At 63.3% G+C, this 16,728-nt stretch carries 6 protein-coding genes; 3 read left to right on the top strand and 3 right to left on the bottom strand.

The annotated features are described in order from the left end of the window. Together HX815_RS29070 and HX815_RS29065 are read right to left on the bottom strand one after the other, a co-directional pair. Nucleotides 1-1,425: condensation domain-containing protein (locus HX815_RS29070; RefSeq protein ID WP_256351189.1), on the bottom strand; the 1,425-nt coding region annotated here is incomplete at its 3' end. A 2-nt stretch (nucleotides 1,426-1,427) separates the two neighbouring features. Then, nucleotides 1,428-13,796: a non-ribosomal peptide synthase/polyketide synthase gene (locus HX815_RS29065; protein ID WP_177029344.1), complete on the bottom strand. Its 12,369-nt coding sequence runs from the start codon at nucleotides 13,794-13,796 to the stop codon at nucleotides 1,428-1,430. 209 nt (nucleotides 13,797-14,005) lie between these two features. Here HX815_RS29065 and HX815_RS29060 point away from each other — a divergent pair, with 209 nt between their 5' ends. Together HX815_RS29060 and HX815_RS29055 are read left to right on the top strand one after the other, a co-directional pair. Continuing rightward, nucleotides 14,006-14,257, top strand: a complete 252-nt coding sequence (locus HX815_RS29060) for a type II toxin-antitoxin system HicA family toxin (RefSeq protein WP_177029343.1) — start codon at nucleotides 14,006-14,008, stop codon at nucleotides 14,255-14,257. Further along, nucleotides 14,254-14,610 (top strand): type II toxin-antitoxin system HicB family antitoxin, encoded by a 357-nt coding sequence (locus tag HX815_RS29055; RefSeq protein WP_003208166.1) that lies wholly within the window; start codon nucleotides 14,254-14,256, stop codon nucleotides 14,608-14,610. The genes HX815_RS29060 and HX815_RS29055 overlap by 4 nt, the downstream gene beginning before the upstream one ends. Here HX815_RS29055 and HX815_RS29050 read toward each other — a convergent pair whose 3' ends face one another. Continuing rightward, the gene (locus HX815_RS29050) at nucleotides 14,611-15,783 is read right to left on the bottom strand and encodes an MFS transporter (RefSeq protein WP_177029342.1); all 1,173 of its coding nucleotides are present in this window, start codon (nucleotides 15,781-15,783) and stop codon (nucleotides 14,611-14,613) included. It abuts the gene before it with no gap. A gap of 134 nt (nucleotides 15,784-15,917) precedes the next feature. On the opposite strand from HX815_RS29050, the gene HX815_RS29045 reads away from it, so the two are divergent. Further along, nucleotides 15,918-16,502, top strand: coding sequence for a TetR/AcrR family transcriptional regulator (locus HX815_RS29045; RefSeq protein WP_177029341.1), 585 nt, complete (start codon nucleotides 15,918-15,920; stop codon nucleotides 16,500-16,502). The last annotated feature ends 226 nt before the right edge of the window (nucleotides 16,503-16,728 follow it).

The raw sequence follows: 16,728 nt of genomic DNA, 5'->3' as shown, positions 1-16,728 counted from the left end.
CCGTTGCGGATCGGCGACGATACCGTGCAGCAGGTTCAGCCAGTGAGCGGCCAGGCGTTCGATGGTGCCAGTGTCGAATAAATCAGTGGCATAGGTGAATGTGGCGGCCAATGCGCCCTGGGTCTCGTGCGTGCCAAGGGTCAGATCGAATTGCGCCGTGTGCGAGCTCCAATCCAGGCTCTCGACATGCAAGCCTGGCAGTTGCAACGCTTGGGCGGCATCGCCGCTCTGGTGATTGAACATCACCTGGAACAACGGACTGTGACTCATGTGTCGGTCCGGTGCGAGGGCTTGCACCAATTGCTCGAACGGCAAATCCTGGTGAGCCTGGGCGCCCAGCGAAGCCTGCTTGACCTGCGCCAGCAATTGATCGAAAGGCATTGCCCCCTGAATCCGCGCATCCAGCACCTGGGTATTGACGAAGAAACCAATCAGGCCTTCGGTTTCAAGACGGTTGCGGTTGGCCACCGGCACGCCCACGCGGATGTCCGACTGGCCGCTGTAACGGTGCAGCAATACCTGGAATGAGGCGAGCAACAGCATGAACAAGGTGCAGCCTTCGCGCTGGGCCACGCGCTTGAGGCGTTCGGTCAGCCCGGCATCGATGGCGAGGTCCAGCCGCGCACCGCGGTAACTCTGCACCGCCGGACGGGCGCGGTCAGCAGGCAAAGGCAGCACTTCACCGCCATCACCCAGGCGTTCGGTCCAGTAACCCAATTGCCGCGCAAGCTCGCCGGCTTCCATCCATTTGCGCTGCCAGATCGCATAGTCGGCGTATTGAATCGGCAGCGCCTGCAGGTCCGGCGCCTGGCCGGTGCTGTGGGCAGCATAGAGTTTGACCAGGTCGTGAACCATGATCTGCGCCGATGCGCCGTCACAAATGATGTGGTGCTGGGTGAGCACCAGCACGTGGTCGTCCGGTGCCAGTTGCAACAGCTTGACCCGCAACAGCGGGCCCTGCTGCAAGTCGAACAGCGCAGTGATTTCAGTGTCAATCAACGCCTTGAGCGCTGCGGCGTCCGGCACCGCTTCCAGCACCACCGTCGTGACCGGCAGGCTCAGGCATGCGTGCGCAACCTGCAGCGGCCCTTCCGGCCCGTCGACAAACACCGTACGCAGCACCTCATGGCGCTCCAGCAATGCATCGAAGCTGCGCTGCAACGCCGGCACGTCCAGTGCACCGCGCAACCGCAGCGCCGTCGGCACATGGTAGGCCGCGCTGTGAGGGTCCAATTGCCAGAGGAACCACTGGCGCTCCTGGGCGTAGGACAGGCCGATATGCTCGAACTCATCACGCATCGCCGGAATCGGCAACGCGGCAAAACTCATGTTTTTGCTGTGCAGCTTTTGCAGGAACGCTTGCCGTTGGGCGAGCGGCAAACGGATGAATCGCTGAACCAGAGACAGGTTATCGAGCTGAGTCATTTTCAAAGGGTCTCCAGGTCTGCCAGGAAATCATGCATCTCACTCAAGTCTTCGCTGGAGTGAGGTGTCAGGTGCACCGCCAGTTGCGCGGCGTACTCCGACAGCGATGGGGTTCGAAATAAAAGGTCCAGGGGCACGGCTGCGCCTTGCTCCATTTGCAGGCGGGCTGTCGCTTGGGTCGCCAGCAAGGAATGCCCGCCCAATTCAAAGAAGTTGTCGTCGCGCCCTACCCGCGCAAGCTTGAGCACCTCTTGCCAGATCTGTGCGACGCTCTGCTCAAGCGCCCCTTGCGGCGCCACATAGGCCCGCAGCAACTGATTGGCGTCGGGCAGCGGCAAGGCTTTGCGGTCCAGCTTGCCGTTGGGCGTCAGCGGGAAGCGCTCAAGCAGCATCCAGTGCGCCGGAATCATGTAGTCCGGCAGGTCGCAGGCGAGCCGCGCCTTCAGCTCGTCGCGCAGCGCCACCAACGACTGCGCCTCGGCCGCCTCAGTACCGGCCGCAATCAGGTAGGCCACCAACTGCGTGCCACCCGGCCCTTGCTGAGGCACCACCACCGCCTCGCGGATCGCGTCCTGCGCCAACAGGCACGCTTCGATCTCTCCCAACTCGATGCGAAAGCCACGAATTTTCACCTGGTGGTCTGCCCGGCCGATGTACTCGATCACACCGTCGACGCGATGTCGCGCAAGGTCACCGGTGCGGTACAGCCGTGTGCCATTGCCAAATGGATCCGGCAGGAAGCGTTCGGCGGTGAGCGCCGGCCGCTCGTGGTACCCGCGCGCCAGGCCATCACCGCCAATCAGCAATTCACCGATCAACCCGACAGGGTTCGGCGCGAAGTGCTCGCCGACGATGTACAGCGAGGTGTTGGCAATCGGCCGGCCGAGGTAAGGCAAGCGCTTGTCTGTGGTCAGTGGATAAGCCGCCGACCAGATCGTGGTTTCCGTGGGCCCATAGAGGTTCCAGACCGGGCCTGCGACCGCCAGCAAGCGCTCGGCCAGGTCCTCGGCCAATGCCTCGCCGCCACACAGGCATGTGCGTCCGGCAAGACGCTCGGCCATGGGATGCTCAAGCAACATGCGCCACGTCGACGGCGTGGCCTGCACGATACTGACCTGCTGCTGTTCGATAATCCCCAGCAATGCTTCAGGGTCGTGGGCGCTCTGTTTGTCCACCAGCACCACGGCCGCACCGCTGAACAGCGCGCCGTACAGTTCCAGGCCGAAAATATCGAACGAGAAGGTGGTCAGCGACAGCAGGCGGTCACTTGCCTCGATGCCTGGTTCGCGGGCCATGCTGGCAACGAAATTCACCAGGGCACCATGGCGTACCATCACACCCTTGGGCTTGCCGGTAGAGCCCGAGGTATAAATGGCGTAGCACAGGTTATCGCCATCCACCGACACCTGCGGATTGGCCGCCTGTTCAGGGCTGACCGATTCATCCATTGCACTCGCCAAGACGGTGTGCACCCCTGCCGGAATCGGCAACTGGCGCAGCAACGATGCCTGGGTCAGAAGCAACTGCAACCCACTGTCTTCAATCATGTGGGCCAGGCGATCCACCGGATAGTCCGGATCGAGCGGCACGTAGGCGCCACCGGCCTTGAGGATCGCCAGCAGCCCGACGATCATGTCCACCCCACGCTCAAGGGCGATACCCACCGGTTGGTCAGCGCCGACACCGAGTTCAATCAAACGATGCGCCAGGCGATTGGCCTGGGTATTGAGTTGAGCGTAGGTCAGCGCCTGATCAGCAAACAGCAGCGCCGTGGCATCCGGCGTCTGCCGTGCCCGCGCCTCAAACAGACGATGAATGCAGTGCTCGCCCGGGTAGACGCTTGCGGTGGCGTTCCAGTCCTGCAATTGCTGGCGGGTTTCACTCGGGTCCAACAGCGTGAGGTCACCCAGTGGGCGTGCGGCATCGCTGCTCATTTGCAGCAGAAGACGCTTGAGGTGCACGCCGATCTGCTCCACCGACACAGGTGTGAAGCTCGCACATTGATAGCTGAACTGCACGGTCAGCTCGGCGCCCAGGCCCACCAGCAGGGTCAGCGGGTAGTTGGTTTGCTCCAGATTGCCCACGGCACCAAAGCGCAGACCCTGAGGCGAACCTTTCTCCAGGGCTTCTGAAATCGGATAGTTCTCAAACACCAGGATGTTGTCGAACAGCGCTTCACCACCCTGCCCCGCCCAGCGCTGGATATCGAACAACGCGGTGTGCTCGAAGTCCCGCAACGCCAGGTTCTGCGCCTGGACGCTGTGCAGCCAATCCCCCAGGCTCTGCTCGGAGCGCGGGCTGGCAATGACCGGCAAGGTGTTGATGAACAGGCCAATCTGTTGCTCGACGCCTGCCAGGTCCGCCGGGCGCCCCGACACGGTTGCGCCGAAGGCGACGCAGGACTTTGCGCTGTAACGCTGTAACAGCAACAGCCACGCAGCCTGGACCACAGTGTTGACGGTGACTTTCGCCTCTCGGGCAAAGTCGCCCAGACGGCGCGTTTGCTGCTCATCGAGGTGCAGGTGGTGGTGAGCGTAAAGGTGGGTGGCGATGGCCTGCGCCGGACGGGCAAACATCTGCGCCAGGCGAATCGGTTCATCCAGGGCGTGCAACTGCTCCTTCCAGAACGCTTCGCCGAGCGATGCGTCCTGCCGCTTCAGCCACGCGATGTAATCACGATACCGGCCAACGGGCCGTGCCACGCTTTCTGCGCTGTAGTGCTGTAACACTTCGCCGAGCAACTGCGCGCTGCTCCAGCCATCCATAAGGATGTGATGGTTGGTGTAGATCAGGTGATGACGATCAGTTGCCGTGCGTACCAGTACCAGGCGCATCAAGGGCGCGCAGTTCAGGTCCAGGCCTTGGGCGCGCTCTTCATCGGCAAGGGTTTGCAGTGCCGCATCCCGATCGGCGTGACCGCTCCAGTCGAGCACACGGAACGGCACCTGCACTTGACGCTGTACCACCTGCATCGGTTGTTCAAGATTGCCTTGCCAGATGAACCCGGTACGCAGGATGTCATGGGCATCCACCACGGCTTGCCAGGCCGCGCGGAAGCGTTGCGGATCGACGCCATCGATATCCAGGCGCATCTGGTTGATGTAATCGCCATTCCCCTGTTCGAGCAAGGTGTGGAACAGCATGCCCTGCTGCATCGGTGACAACGGGTAGATGTCGTCGATGCCTTGAGGTTCGAGCACCAGCGCATCGAGTTGGGCCTGAGACAGTTGCGCCAACGGGAAATCCGACGGCGTCACTCCCCGGTTGGCGTTGTCACAGCAATGGCCGATCAGCGCCGTCAGTTCTTGCACATAGTCGTCGGCCAGGCGCTGGATGGTCGCGGCATCGAACATCGCGCCGCTGTAGGTCCAGCTCAGGTCCAGTTCACCACCGAAGACTTTGCTGTTGAGCGCCAGCGGGTTGCCGAGCGGCCCCTGCAGGTTGACTTCTTCACCGCCGGATTCGCCGGTCGGCACAAACAGGGCGTCGTCGGCGGTATCGAAGCTGGCGTCGAACTGACCGAGATAGTTGAAGGTCAGGCACGGTAGCGGCAAGGCTTGCAGAGACTCCCGTGTCTGTTCATCGCCCAGGTACGCCAGTGCGCCGAAGCCGATGCCCCTATGCGGAATTGCCCGCAGCTGCTCCTTGATCTGCTTGAGCGACCCAGCGAGATCCGCAACCGGCGACAGCCGCGCCGGGAACACGCTGGTGAACCAGCCCACGGTACGGGTCAGGTCGATGTGCTCGAACACGTCTTCGCGACCGTGCCCCTCAAGCAACACCAACGCATTGTCGTCACCGGTCCAGCGCGTTATCACCCGCGCCAGCGCGGTCAGCAATACGTCGTTGACCTGGGTGCGATACGCCGCCGGCGCATCCTGCAACAGCTGGCGGGTCAGGGCCCGGTCCAGCTTGCTACGAAAGGTCAGGGCCTGATCATGTTGCTGCCCGCCGTTCGGACGGTCATATGGCAAGGCTGGCGAAGCGCCCTGCAACTGTTGTTGCCAGAAACCCAGCTCGGCCTGCAGCGCAGGGGTTGTGGCGTAGCCCTGCAATGCCGCCGCCCAGGCCTTGACCGCACTGGTCCTGGCCGGCAACTGCACACCTGCGCCTGAAAGGATTTGCCGGTAGGCGTTCTGCAGATCCTCGAACAGAATCCGCCACGACACGCCATCGACCACCAGGTGATGGATAATCAGCAACAGCCGTTGAGTGCCGTCCGCCAGGTTCGCCAGCACCGCGCGTATCAGCGAGCCACCGTTCAATTGCAGGCTGCGCTGGGCTTCGTCACCCAGTGCCTCAAGGGCTGCGAGGTCCGCGACCTCCACTGGCCACAGAAGCGTTTGATCCGTGTGCGCCGCGACGTCACGGTAGTGTGCCGACCAGCCGTCAGCCCGTTCGACGAAATCCAGGCGCAAGCTGTCGTGATGCGCCACCAAAGCCTCCAGCGCCTGCTCCAGTGCGTGTGCATCCAGTGCCTGCGCCGGCTTGAGCATCACCGACTGGTTCCAGTGGTGACGATCGGGTATTTCCTGAGCGAAGAATTGCTGATGAATCGGCAACAGCACCGTGGTGCCGGTTGCCGGTCGCTGATCGATCGACGGCAGCGTCTCACCGGTCTGTGCGACCACGGCCAGCGCCTGGATGCTCTGGTGCTGGAACAGGTCTTTGGGGCTGAAGCGAATCCCCGCCTGCCGCGCACGGCTGACCACCTGGATCGAAATGATCGAATCGCCACCCAGTTCGAAGAAGTTGTCGCTGATGCCCACCTGCCCAAGCTTGAGCACGTCTTGCCAGATCGTCGCCAGTTGCTGCTCCAGCGCGTTGCGCGGAGCGACGTAGGCTTGTTGCAGTTGACTGACATCCGGTTTGGGCAGGTTCTTGCGATCCAGCTTGCCGTTCGGTGTCAGCGGCATGCGTTCCAGAGACAAGACATACGCCGGCACCATATGCGCCGGCAATGAAGCCTGGAGCTGCGCACGCAGGTCTTCGCTGAAACCGGCACGGGTTGAATCGCCGACCACGTAAGCCACCAGGCGCTTGCCGCTGCCGGCGCTGCCTTCCTGGGCCACGACCACCGCTTCGCGCACACCCTGGAGGGCTTGCAGCGCCGCTTCGACCTCACCCAGCTCGATGCGGAAGCCGCGGATCTTCACCTGATTGTCGATACGATCCAGATAGTCGAACGTGCCGTCGGCGCGCTGGCGCACCAGGTCGCCTGTGCGGTAAAGCAGGCCGCCAGCGGCGCTGAACGGGTCAGCGACAAAACGCTCGGCGGTCAGCCCCGGTCGGTTGAGGTACCCACGGGCCAGGCCGGTGCCCCCCAGATACAGCTCACCGGCCATGCCTTGGGGCAACAGGTTCAGGTCGGTGTCGAGCACATAGGCGCTGCGGTCACCGATGCGGCTGCCGATCGGCGCGTAGGCAGCACCGCACGGCACCTCGCGACCGGCCTTCCAGATCAGCGGGGTGACCACGGTTTCGGTCGGGCCGTAGCCGTTGATGATGTAGTCCGGATCGAGCGCACGCTTGACCCGCTCGAAACTGGCGTTCGGCACCGCGTCACCGCCAAAGCAATAGATGCGCACCTTCGGTGGATTGCCGACGCGCTCGGCATGTTCGGCCAGTTGTTGCAGGTACACCGGCGGGAACGCGACCACGGTCACGCCGTGTTCGATCATGGCGTTGTAGGTCTGCTCCGGCGTCCACAGCGTGTCGTCGCGAATCAGCAGCGAAGCCCCGTGAGTCAGGCTGGTCAGCCAGCGCTCGTGGGCACCGTCGAAGGCGAACGACATGAAGTGGAACTCACAGTCGCTGTCGCGCATTTCATAGCGCTGGCCGATGGCCTGGCAATGCATGGCCAATGGACCGTGGGCAACGCTGACGCCTTTCGGATTGCCAGTGGAGCCGGAGGTGTAGATCACATACGCAAGGTTGTGCGGGTCGAGCTGCACCGAGGGTGCCTTGATCGACTGCTCACGCAGATCAAGACGGTCCAGCTCCAGCAAGGGTACCGATTCGGCAACCGGCAGCTGCGCCGACACCGACGAATCGCTGATCAGCAGCGCCAGCCCCGAATCCTCGATCAGGTAGGCCAGGCGCTCGCGCGGGTAGAGGGTGTCCAGCGGCACATAAGCGCCGCCGGCCTTGAGCACCGCCAGCAACGCCACAATTACCGACTCGCTGCGCGGCAACGCCACACCCACACGGGTTTCAGCGCCAACGCCGCGGGCGATCAGCGCGTGGGCCAGTTGGTTGGCGCGCTGGTCGATTTCACCGTAGCTGAACTGCCGATCGTTGAAAATCACCGCTGTGCGTTGCGGGCGCTCGGCCGCCAGGGTGGCAATGCGCTGATGCACGCCGATGTCCACCGGGTACGGCTGTGGATGGTTCTGCGCTTGCTGGCGGGCCTGTTCGTCGCGGCTTGCCAGGGCGATTTCACCCAGGTTGCGTTCTGCCGACTCGGCAAACTGTTCAAGCAGTTGCAGCAAATGCGCACTGATGCCTTCGACCACCTCGCTCGCGAATTGGCCGCGGTCGAAGCTGTAATGCAACGCCAGCTGCCGGCCGAGGGTCACCGCCACGCTCAGCGCGTAGTGCGTCTGCTCCAGGTTACCCACATCGCCGAACACCAGCCCCTGCCCGGCCTGGCTCAGCGCCTGGGCTACCGGATAGTTTTCGAACACCAGGATATTGTCGAACAGCGCTTCACCGCCCTGCCCGGCCCAACGTTGGATGTCCGCCAGCGGCGTGTGTTCGAAGTCACGCAGGCTGAGATTCTGCGCCTGTACCGTTTGCAACCATTGGCCGACGCTTTGATCGGGACGCGGTGCGCCGATCACCGGGAGGGTGTTGATGAACAGGCCGACCTGTTGCTCGATGCCCGGCAAGTCCGCCGGACGACCGGCCACGGTCGCACCGAACGCGACTGCTTCGTGTCCGGTATAGCGTTGCAGCAACAGCAGCCACGCGGCTTGCACGAGGGTGTTGACGGTGATTTTCTGCTGGCGGGCAAACGCTTCCAGCGCCTGGGTGCGTTGCTCGTCCAGCGTCAGGTAATGGTCGCCGTGACCGCTCTGGCGCGCGCCTGCGGTGGCCGCGCGGGCCAGCCGGGTCGGCGCTTGCAGCGCGGCCAGTTGTTCGCTCCAGAAGTCCTGGCTCAACTGGGCGTCCTGACGTTGCAGCCAGGCGATGTAGTCGCGATAGCGGCCGCCGGCATTCGCCGGTGTGCGGCCGCTATAGCGCTGCAATACTTCGCCGAGCAACTGCGAGTTGCTCCAGCCGTCCATCAGGATGTGGTGATGGGTGTAAATCAGGTGCCATTGGTCACTGCCGGTCTGCACCAGTACCAGGCGCAGCAGGGGCGCACAGGCCAGGTCAAACCCTTGCGCTCGCTCGGCATCGGCCAGCGCCGCGAGGGCCGCCGGCTGATCGTCACGGGCCCGCCAATCCAGGGTGGCGAACGGCAGTTGCACCTGCTTGTGCACGATCTGCAGCGGTTGCGCCAGCTCGCCCTGCCAGACGAAACCGCTGCGCAGGATGTCTTGCGCATCGACGCTGGCCTGCCAAGCCGCGCGGAAACGCTCGGGATCCAGGCCCTGCACGTCGACGCGCAACTGGTTGATGTACTCACCCGCCGCCTGTTCGTACAGGGTATGGAACAGCAACCCTTGCTGCATGGGCGACAGCGGATAGAGATCGTCGAGCTGACCGGCCGGCACCGGCAGCGCATCCAGTTGCGCCTGGGTCACCCGCGCCAGCGGGAAGTCCGATGGCGTGGCTTGCGCGGCCGGCAAGGTGCAGCAGTGTTCGATCAGTGCATGCAGCTCGCTGGCATAGCGGTCCACCAGTTGCTGCACTGTCGCGCTGTCGAACATCTCGCGGCTGAAGCCCCAGCTCATCGACAGTTCGCCGCCATAGACCTGGCCTTCAACCGTCAGCCAGTTGGCCAATGGTGCCGCCAGATCCTGTGCCACACCGCTGGTTTCGGCAGACGGCACAAACAAGGCCGCGTCGTCGAACTGACGGTCGAACTGGCCCAGGTAGTTGAAGGTGATCCGCGGTGGCGCCAGTGCCGCCAGCTCGGCGCGTACTGCCGGGGACGCCAGATGACGCAGCACGCCATAGCCCAGGCCTTTGTCCGGCACCGCGCGCAGTTGCTCCTTGATCGACTTGATCGAACCGTCGAGGTCATCGCGGGCGGTGAGGTTGACCGCGAACAGGCTGGTGAACCAACCCACGGTGCGACTCAGGTCGATGTCATCGAACAGGTCTTCGCGGCCATGGCCTTCAAGCTCGATCAGCGTGCCTGCCTGACCGCTCCAGCGACTGATGGTGCGGGCCAACGCGGTGAGCAGCAGGTCATTGACCTGCGTGCGGTACGCGGCGGGCGCCTGTTGCAGCAACTGACGGGTCCGTTCGGCGTCGAGTCGCCACTCGATTTTTTCACCCTGCGCATTTTGCAGGCTGGCGTCAGGTCGGTCGCACGGCAGATCCTTCGCATCCTGATGCTGTGTTTTCCAGTACATCAGTTGTTCATCGAAGCGCTGCACTTGCTGTTCGAGCCGCGCAGTCCAGCCCTGGAATGCACTGGTTTTCGGCGGCAGCTCAATGCCGCCGCCTGCCGCCAATTGTTCGTAAGCCTGCTGCAGATCTTCCAGTAATACGCGCCAGGACACACCGTCGACCACCAGGTGGTGAACGATCAGCGCCAGCCTCTGGCTGCCATCGGCCAGCGTGACCAGCAAGGCTCGCAACAGCGGGCCGTTTTGCAGGTCAAGGCTGCGCTGCGCCTCGTTGCACAAGGTATTCAGGTGTTCCGCCGACTCGGCATCGCGTAGCCACAGATCAGCGCTGGCCACTGGAGCATCGTGGTTTTGCTGCCAGCCCTCGGTGCTTTCGGTAAAACGCAGGCGCAAGGCATCGTGGTGATTGATGATGTGCGTCAGCGCTGTATCGAGCCACTGCGCATTCAAGGCCTCACGGGGAGTCAGCAGCAGCGATTGGTTCCAGTGTTCGCGCACCGGCATCCCGCGGCTGAAGAAATGCTGCTGGATCGGCCCGAGCACGGCATCACCGCTCACCGGCCCCTGATCCACCGCCGAGCGTTTATCGAGGGTGGCGACCAGTGCCAGGCTGCGCACGGTCTGGTACTGGAACAGGTCACGCGGGCTGACGCGGATGCCGGCCTGCCGCGCACGGCTGACCACCTGGATGGAGATGATCGAATCGCCGCCCAGCTCGAAGAAGTTGTCTTCGAGGCCGACGCGCTCAAGACCGAGCACATCCTCCCAGATCGCCGCCAGGGCTTTTTGCAATGCATCCTGTGGCGCCACAAACGCCTGCTGCGGCGCAGCGTCCGGCAACGGCAAGGCTTTGCGGTCGAGCTTGCCGTTGGCGGTCACTGGCAGCTTCACCAGCGGCATCAGGTGGGTGGGCACCATGTATTCCGGCAGGCTGTTCAACAGCCACGCCTTGAGCTCCGGTTGCCACGGCGTGGCAGGCTCGCCTCCCTCCAGCACCAGGTAAGCAACCAACTGTTTGCCCCCCTGCACCAGCACCACGGCCTCGCGCACCAGCGGGTGTTGCATCAGGCGGGTCTCGATTTCACCCAGCTCGATACGCAGGCCGCGCAGCTTGACCTGATGATCGAGGCGGCCGAGGTATTCGATCACACCGTCGGCGCGCTGGCGCACCCGGTCGCCGGTCCGGTACAGCCGCGCACCGTCATTGAACGGGCACGGCACAAAACGCTCGGCGGTGAGCGCCGCGCGGCGGTGGTAACTGCGGGCCAGCCCGGTGCCACCGAGGTAAAGCTCACCGCTGACGCCTGCCGGCACAGGGTTGAGTTGCGCGTCGAGGATGTAGGTTCCCAGATTGGCAATGGGGCGGCCGATGGGCACGCTGTCGGCACCTTCGTCGATGCAGGTCCAATGGGTGACGTCGATGGCCGCTTCCGTCGGGCCGTAGAGGTTGTACAACCCGGCGCCCGGAAGCTTGGCGAACACCTGCAACTGCGCATCCAGCGCCAGCGCCTCGCCACTGCATACGATGCGCTTGAGGCTGGCGCAGGCCTGCACGCCCGGCTCGTGGATAAATGCCTGCAGCATCGACGGTACGAAGTGCAGCGTGGTGATAGCGTGCTCGCCAATGGTCTCGATCAGGCGAGCCGGCTCGCGATGCTCGCCGGGTGCTGCGACCACCAGCCGTGCGCCGCTCATCAATGGCCAGAAGAACTCCCACACCGACACGTCAAAGCTGAACGGGGTTTTCTGCAACACTGCGTCGCTGGCATCCAGGCCATAAGCCTGCTGCATCCAGCACAGGCGGTTGACCAGCGCACGATGGCTGTTGCCTGCGCCCTTGGGCTTGCCGGTGGAGCCGGAGGTGTAGATCACATAGGCGAGGTTCAGCGCGTGCACGTTGACGGCCAGAGGCTCGCGGCCGTAATCGTCGAGCCAGCCTTGTGCCTGGTCGAGTGCGATGACGTGGATGCCGTCGACCGGCAAGGTCGACAGCAGGCTCTGCTGGCTGAGCAGCAGCCCGATGCCACTGTCTTCGATCATGTAAGCCAGGCGTTCGCGGGGGTATTCAGGGTCCAGCGGGACGTAGGCGCCGCCGGCCTTGAGAATCGCCAGCAGGCCGACCACCATTTCGATGGAGCGCTCGATGCAGATCCCCACCAGTACGTCCGGGCCAACACCCTGCTCGCGCAGGGCATGGGCCAACTGGTTGGCGCGCGCGTCGAGCTGCGCGTAGGTCAACTGCGTCGCGCCGAACACCAGGGCAACGGCGTGCGGAGTGCGTTGTACCTGGTCTTCGATCAGGTGGTGGATGCCACGTTCGGTCGGGTACGTTTCGGCCGTCTGGTTCCAGTCATGCACCAGCACGTGCTGCTCTGCGGCGGCGAGCATCGGCAGTTCACCGATGCGCTGGCTGCCATCGGCGACCATCGCCTGCAACAGGCTGAGCCAGTGCCGGGCCATGCGCTCGATGGTGGCGGCGTCGAACAGGTCATTGGCATAGGTCAGCGCGGCGTGCAGGGTGCCGGACTTCTCGTAGGTGTCCAGGCTCAGGTCAAACTGGGTGGTACGGCCTTGCCATTGCACCAGGGACAGTTCAAGCCCGGAGGCGGTGTTGACCGCGGCGATGTCCGCCACTTGCGGCTGATGGTTGTACATCACCTGGAACAGCGGCGTGTGGCTCAGGCTGCGCTCGACTTTCAAGGCTTCTACCAGGCGTTCGAACGGCAATTCCTGATGGGCCTGGGCGCCCAGTGCGTGTTCCTTGATGCCTTGCAGCAATTCGTCGACGCGGGTTTGCCCGGTCAGTTCGGTGCGCAACACCTGGGTATTGACGAAGAAACCGATCAGCCCTTCGACTTCGCTGCGGTTGCGGTTGGCAATCGGCACGCCAACCCGAATGTCGCCCTGCCCGGTGTAGCGATGCAGCAGCACGTTGAACGCGCCGAGCAGCAACATGAACAAGGTCACATTGTGTTTTTGCGCGCAACTGCGCAACTGCGCAGCCAGCGCCGGATCAATCGCAAAGTCATGCCGGGTGCCCTGGTAGCTGGGCATCGCCGGGCGTGGATGGTCGATGGGCAACTCCAGTACCGGGTGCTCATCTCCCAGGCGTGCCTGCCAGTATTCCAGCTGACGAGCCTGCTCGCCGGCCTCCAGCCAGCGGCGCTGCCACAGGGCGTAGTCGCTGTACTGGATCGGCAAGGCCGGCAGTTGCGGCGGCTCGTTGCGCTCATGGGCGTCGTAGCAGCGAATGAACTCGTCGATCAGCACGTTCATCGACCAGCCGTCGGACACGATGTGGTGCAAGGTCAGCAGCAGCACGTGTTCCTGCTCGGCCAGCTTGAGCAATTGCACCCGCAGCAGCGGGCCGTTGGCCAGGTCGAAGGGCAACAGCGACTGACGGGTAGCGGCCTGCATCACCGCCTGCTCACGCTCGGCGGGTGCCAGGACGCTGAAGTCCAACTGTTCGACAACCAGCGGCGACTGCGCGGCCACTTGCAACAGACGATCATCCGCCTGGCGCTGGAACACCGTGCGCAACGTCTCATGGCGGGCCACCAGGCTGGCGAACGCCTGCTCGATCGCCGGCAGGCTCAAGGCGCCCTTGAGCCGTACCGCGCCGGGCAGGTTATAGGCGCCACTGGCCGGGTCCAGTTGCCACAGAAACCACATCCGCTGCTGCGCATAGGACAGCGCCTGCCGGTCCTCGGCCTCCACCCCTGCCGGGATCGGAAACCGGGAAAAATCCACCCCTTCCTTGTGTAGCGCCTGGAGGAACATCTGGCGTTTTTCCAGGGGCAACCCGATAAACCGGCGAGCAAGTTTCAAGGAGTCTTCAGCGTTCATTTCTTGGGATCCGGGGCAATAGGCAGGAAGCACAAAGGCACGTCGTCCCTATAAAACGAATCCGGAAGGGAAAAATTAGCGGGGGATTGGGGGCGCAGACCACGGTGTCATCAAGGGTTACATCAAACACCGAGAGGCTCGGCGCGGCTGTCCTATCATTGACGCAACCCATCAATTGCAACTACATTTAGTTGCAGGCGAGAATCGCCGTGTCGAAAAATGAAAAGCTGCTGGCCAAACTGCTCAATGAGCAATCGGCCTTTACCTGGCGCGAACTCGTCACGCTGCTGCGGCGCCTGGGATACACGCAAATCGAAGGGGCGGGTAGCCGGGTCAGGTTCGACATAGGCGACCCCAGTGCAATGATCACCCTGCACAAGCCTCACCCCGGCAACGAACTGAAACACTACATTCGGCGCCAGATCATCGAACAATTGAAATCAGGAGAACTGATTCAGTGAACAACCAGCTGAAACACAAAGGCTACATCGGCTCCATCGAAGCCAGCATCGAAGACAACTGCCTGTTCGGAAAGCTGCTTTTCATCAAGGCCCTGGTCAGCTACGAGGGCAAAACTGTCGCCGAACTGGACGCCGCCTTTTGCACCGCCGTGGACGACTACATCGAGACCTGCCAGGCCCTTGGGCAAGCACCGGAAAAGCCCTGCAAGGGTTCGTTCAACGTCCGTGTCGGCCATGACCTCCACCTGGCCGCCGCCCTCGCCGCGACCCGGCAAAAAGTCACGTTGAACGATCTCACGCGCCAGGCGCTGAACGAATTCCTGCAACATCGCGGCGCACTGGTGACCGGGTAATCACCCCAGCCGCCGATACCCCAGCACCGCCGCCCCAAGCACCACCGCACCCGCCGCCAGCGCCACCCAGAACCCGCTGGGTGCGCCGAAGCGGTCGATCATCCAGCCGGAGCTGGCAGCACCAATGGCCACGCCGATGCTCAGGCCGGTGATCAGCCAGGTCATGCCTTCGGTCAAGCGGCTGGGCGGAACGATTTGTTCCACCAGGGCCATGGACACGATCAGGGTCGGGGCGAAGAACAGGCCGGAGATGAAGATCGCGGCCGCCAACCCCAGAATATTCGTCACCAGCAACAACGGCAGCGTGGTCACGGCGGTGGCCACGCCGCAGTACAAGAACTGGCGCGGCAGCGGTGCTTTCAACTTGAGCGCACCGAACGCCAGCCCGGCCAGGCACGAACCGATGGCGTATACCGACAATACAATGCTCGCCGCGGCGGGCTGGCCCTGATGCTGGGCGAACGCGACACTGACCACATCCACCACCCCAACGATGATGCCCATGGCCATCAACAGCACCATCAGGATCAACACCGAGGGCGAGGCGATCAGCCAACGGCCGTGCTCGGCGTGATGTTCATGCACCGGTGGCTCGGTCTGGCGTTGCAGCACAAAGGCGGTCACGCCCACTGCCAGAAACAGCGCGGCAATCAACGGCCCCGCTTCGGGGAACAGCAGCACGCACAGACCCACCGAGACCGGCGGGCCAATGATGAACACCACCTCGTCGAGCACCGACTCCAGGGCAAACGCCGTTTGCAGTTTGGGCTGGCCGCGATACAGCTCGGTCCAGCGCGCCCGCACCATGGCCGACATGTTGGGCATGCAGCCGGCCAGCGCGGCAAAGACGAACAGCGTCCACGTTGGCGCCTGCACCCGGGTGCAGAGCAACAGCAGCAGCAGCGCGCCGCCGCCGATGGACGCGGCCACCGGCAACACCCGGCCCTGGCCATAACGGTCCACCAACCGTGAGACCTGGGGCGCGCAAAACGCGGTGGCCAGGGCGAAGGTAGCGGTCACCGCACCGGCCAAACCGTAACCGCCGTGCACTTGCGACAGCATGGTGATCAAGCCGATCCCGGTCATGGAGATCGGCATGCGGGCGAGCATGCCCGCCAATACAAAAGCCCTGGAACCTGGCGCCTGGAACAGCTCGGCGTAGGGGTTTGCCATGGTGTGTAACCTCTTCCTGAGCGCCCTGAAACTTGCTATTCGAGGTGTTCGGGGCAAAATACATACGGTGCGTATGTGACAAATCATGCGTAACATACGCGTCGTATGTCAATCACCTATTGTGAGCCTTACCCATGAGCCGAGCCCGTGCAGACATGATCGAAGACACCCGCGCCCGCCTGATCGCCAGCGCCCGCCAGGCCTTCGCCACACAAGGCTACGCCCAGACGTCGATGGACGATTTCACCGCTCGCGCCGGCCTGACCCGGGGTGCGTTGTACCATCATTTTGGCGACAAGAAAGGCTTGCTCGCGGCAGTGGTTGCGCAGCTCGACGGTGAAATGGACGCGAGCCTGCAGCGTATCTCGGAGCAGGCGGTTGATCCTTGGGAAGGGTTTTGCGAGCGCTGCCGGGTTTATTTGCGCATGGCTCAGGATCCCGAGGTCCAGCGCATTGTGCTGCAAGATGCGCCGGCGGTGCTGGGTGCCACCGACCAGCAGCAATGCGTGGACTCGCTGCGCCAGCTGCTCGATGACTTGATGCAAGCGGGCCTCATCGAGCAGGCGTGCAGCCAGGCGCTAGCGAGGCTGATCAATGGCAGCCTGGTAAGCGCATCGCTGTGGATCGCTCAGGATGAACACCCGGGGGCGCGGCTGGAAGAAGCCTTGCAAGGGCTGGAGTTGTTGTTGCGCGGGTTGAAGCCCAATGTCGTTCGCTGAAATGGCTTGCGATTCGACACGGTTGCTCACCCGCGCCGGGCTGAATGAGACAGTCAGATCAAGATCAAAAGCAGCGCTGCTTTTCTGTAGGAGCTGGCTTGCCGGCGAAAAACGGGAGGCCGCCGCGTTCATTCAGGACGCCAACGTCATCGTTAACGTCCTTCGCGAGCAAGCCCGCTCCCACATTTTTGACCGTGCCCCACTCAAGCCGGCCGGGAGGCCGCTG

Origin of the sequence: Pseudomonas sp. E6002, assembly GCF_013385565.1 — a bacterium.
GTDB lineage: Bacteria > Pseudomonadota > Gammaproteobacteria > Pseudomonadales > Pseudomonadaceae > Aquipseudomonas.
The sequence above is the reverse complement of the archived record's forward strand: the minus strand, read 5'-3'. Positions and strand labels throughout refer to the sequence as shown.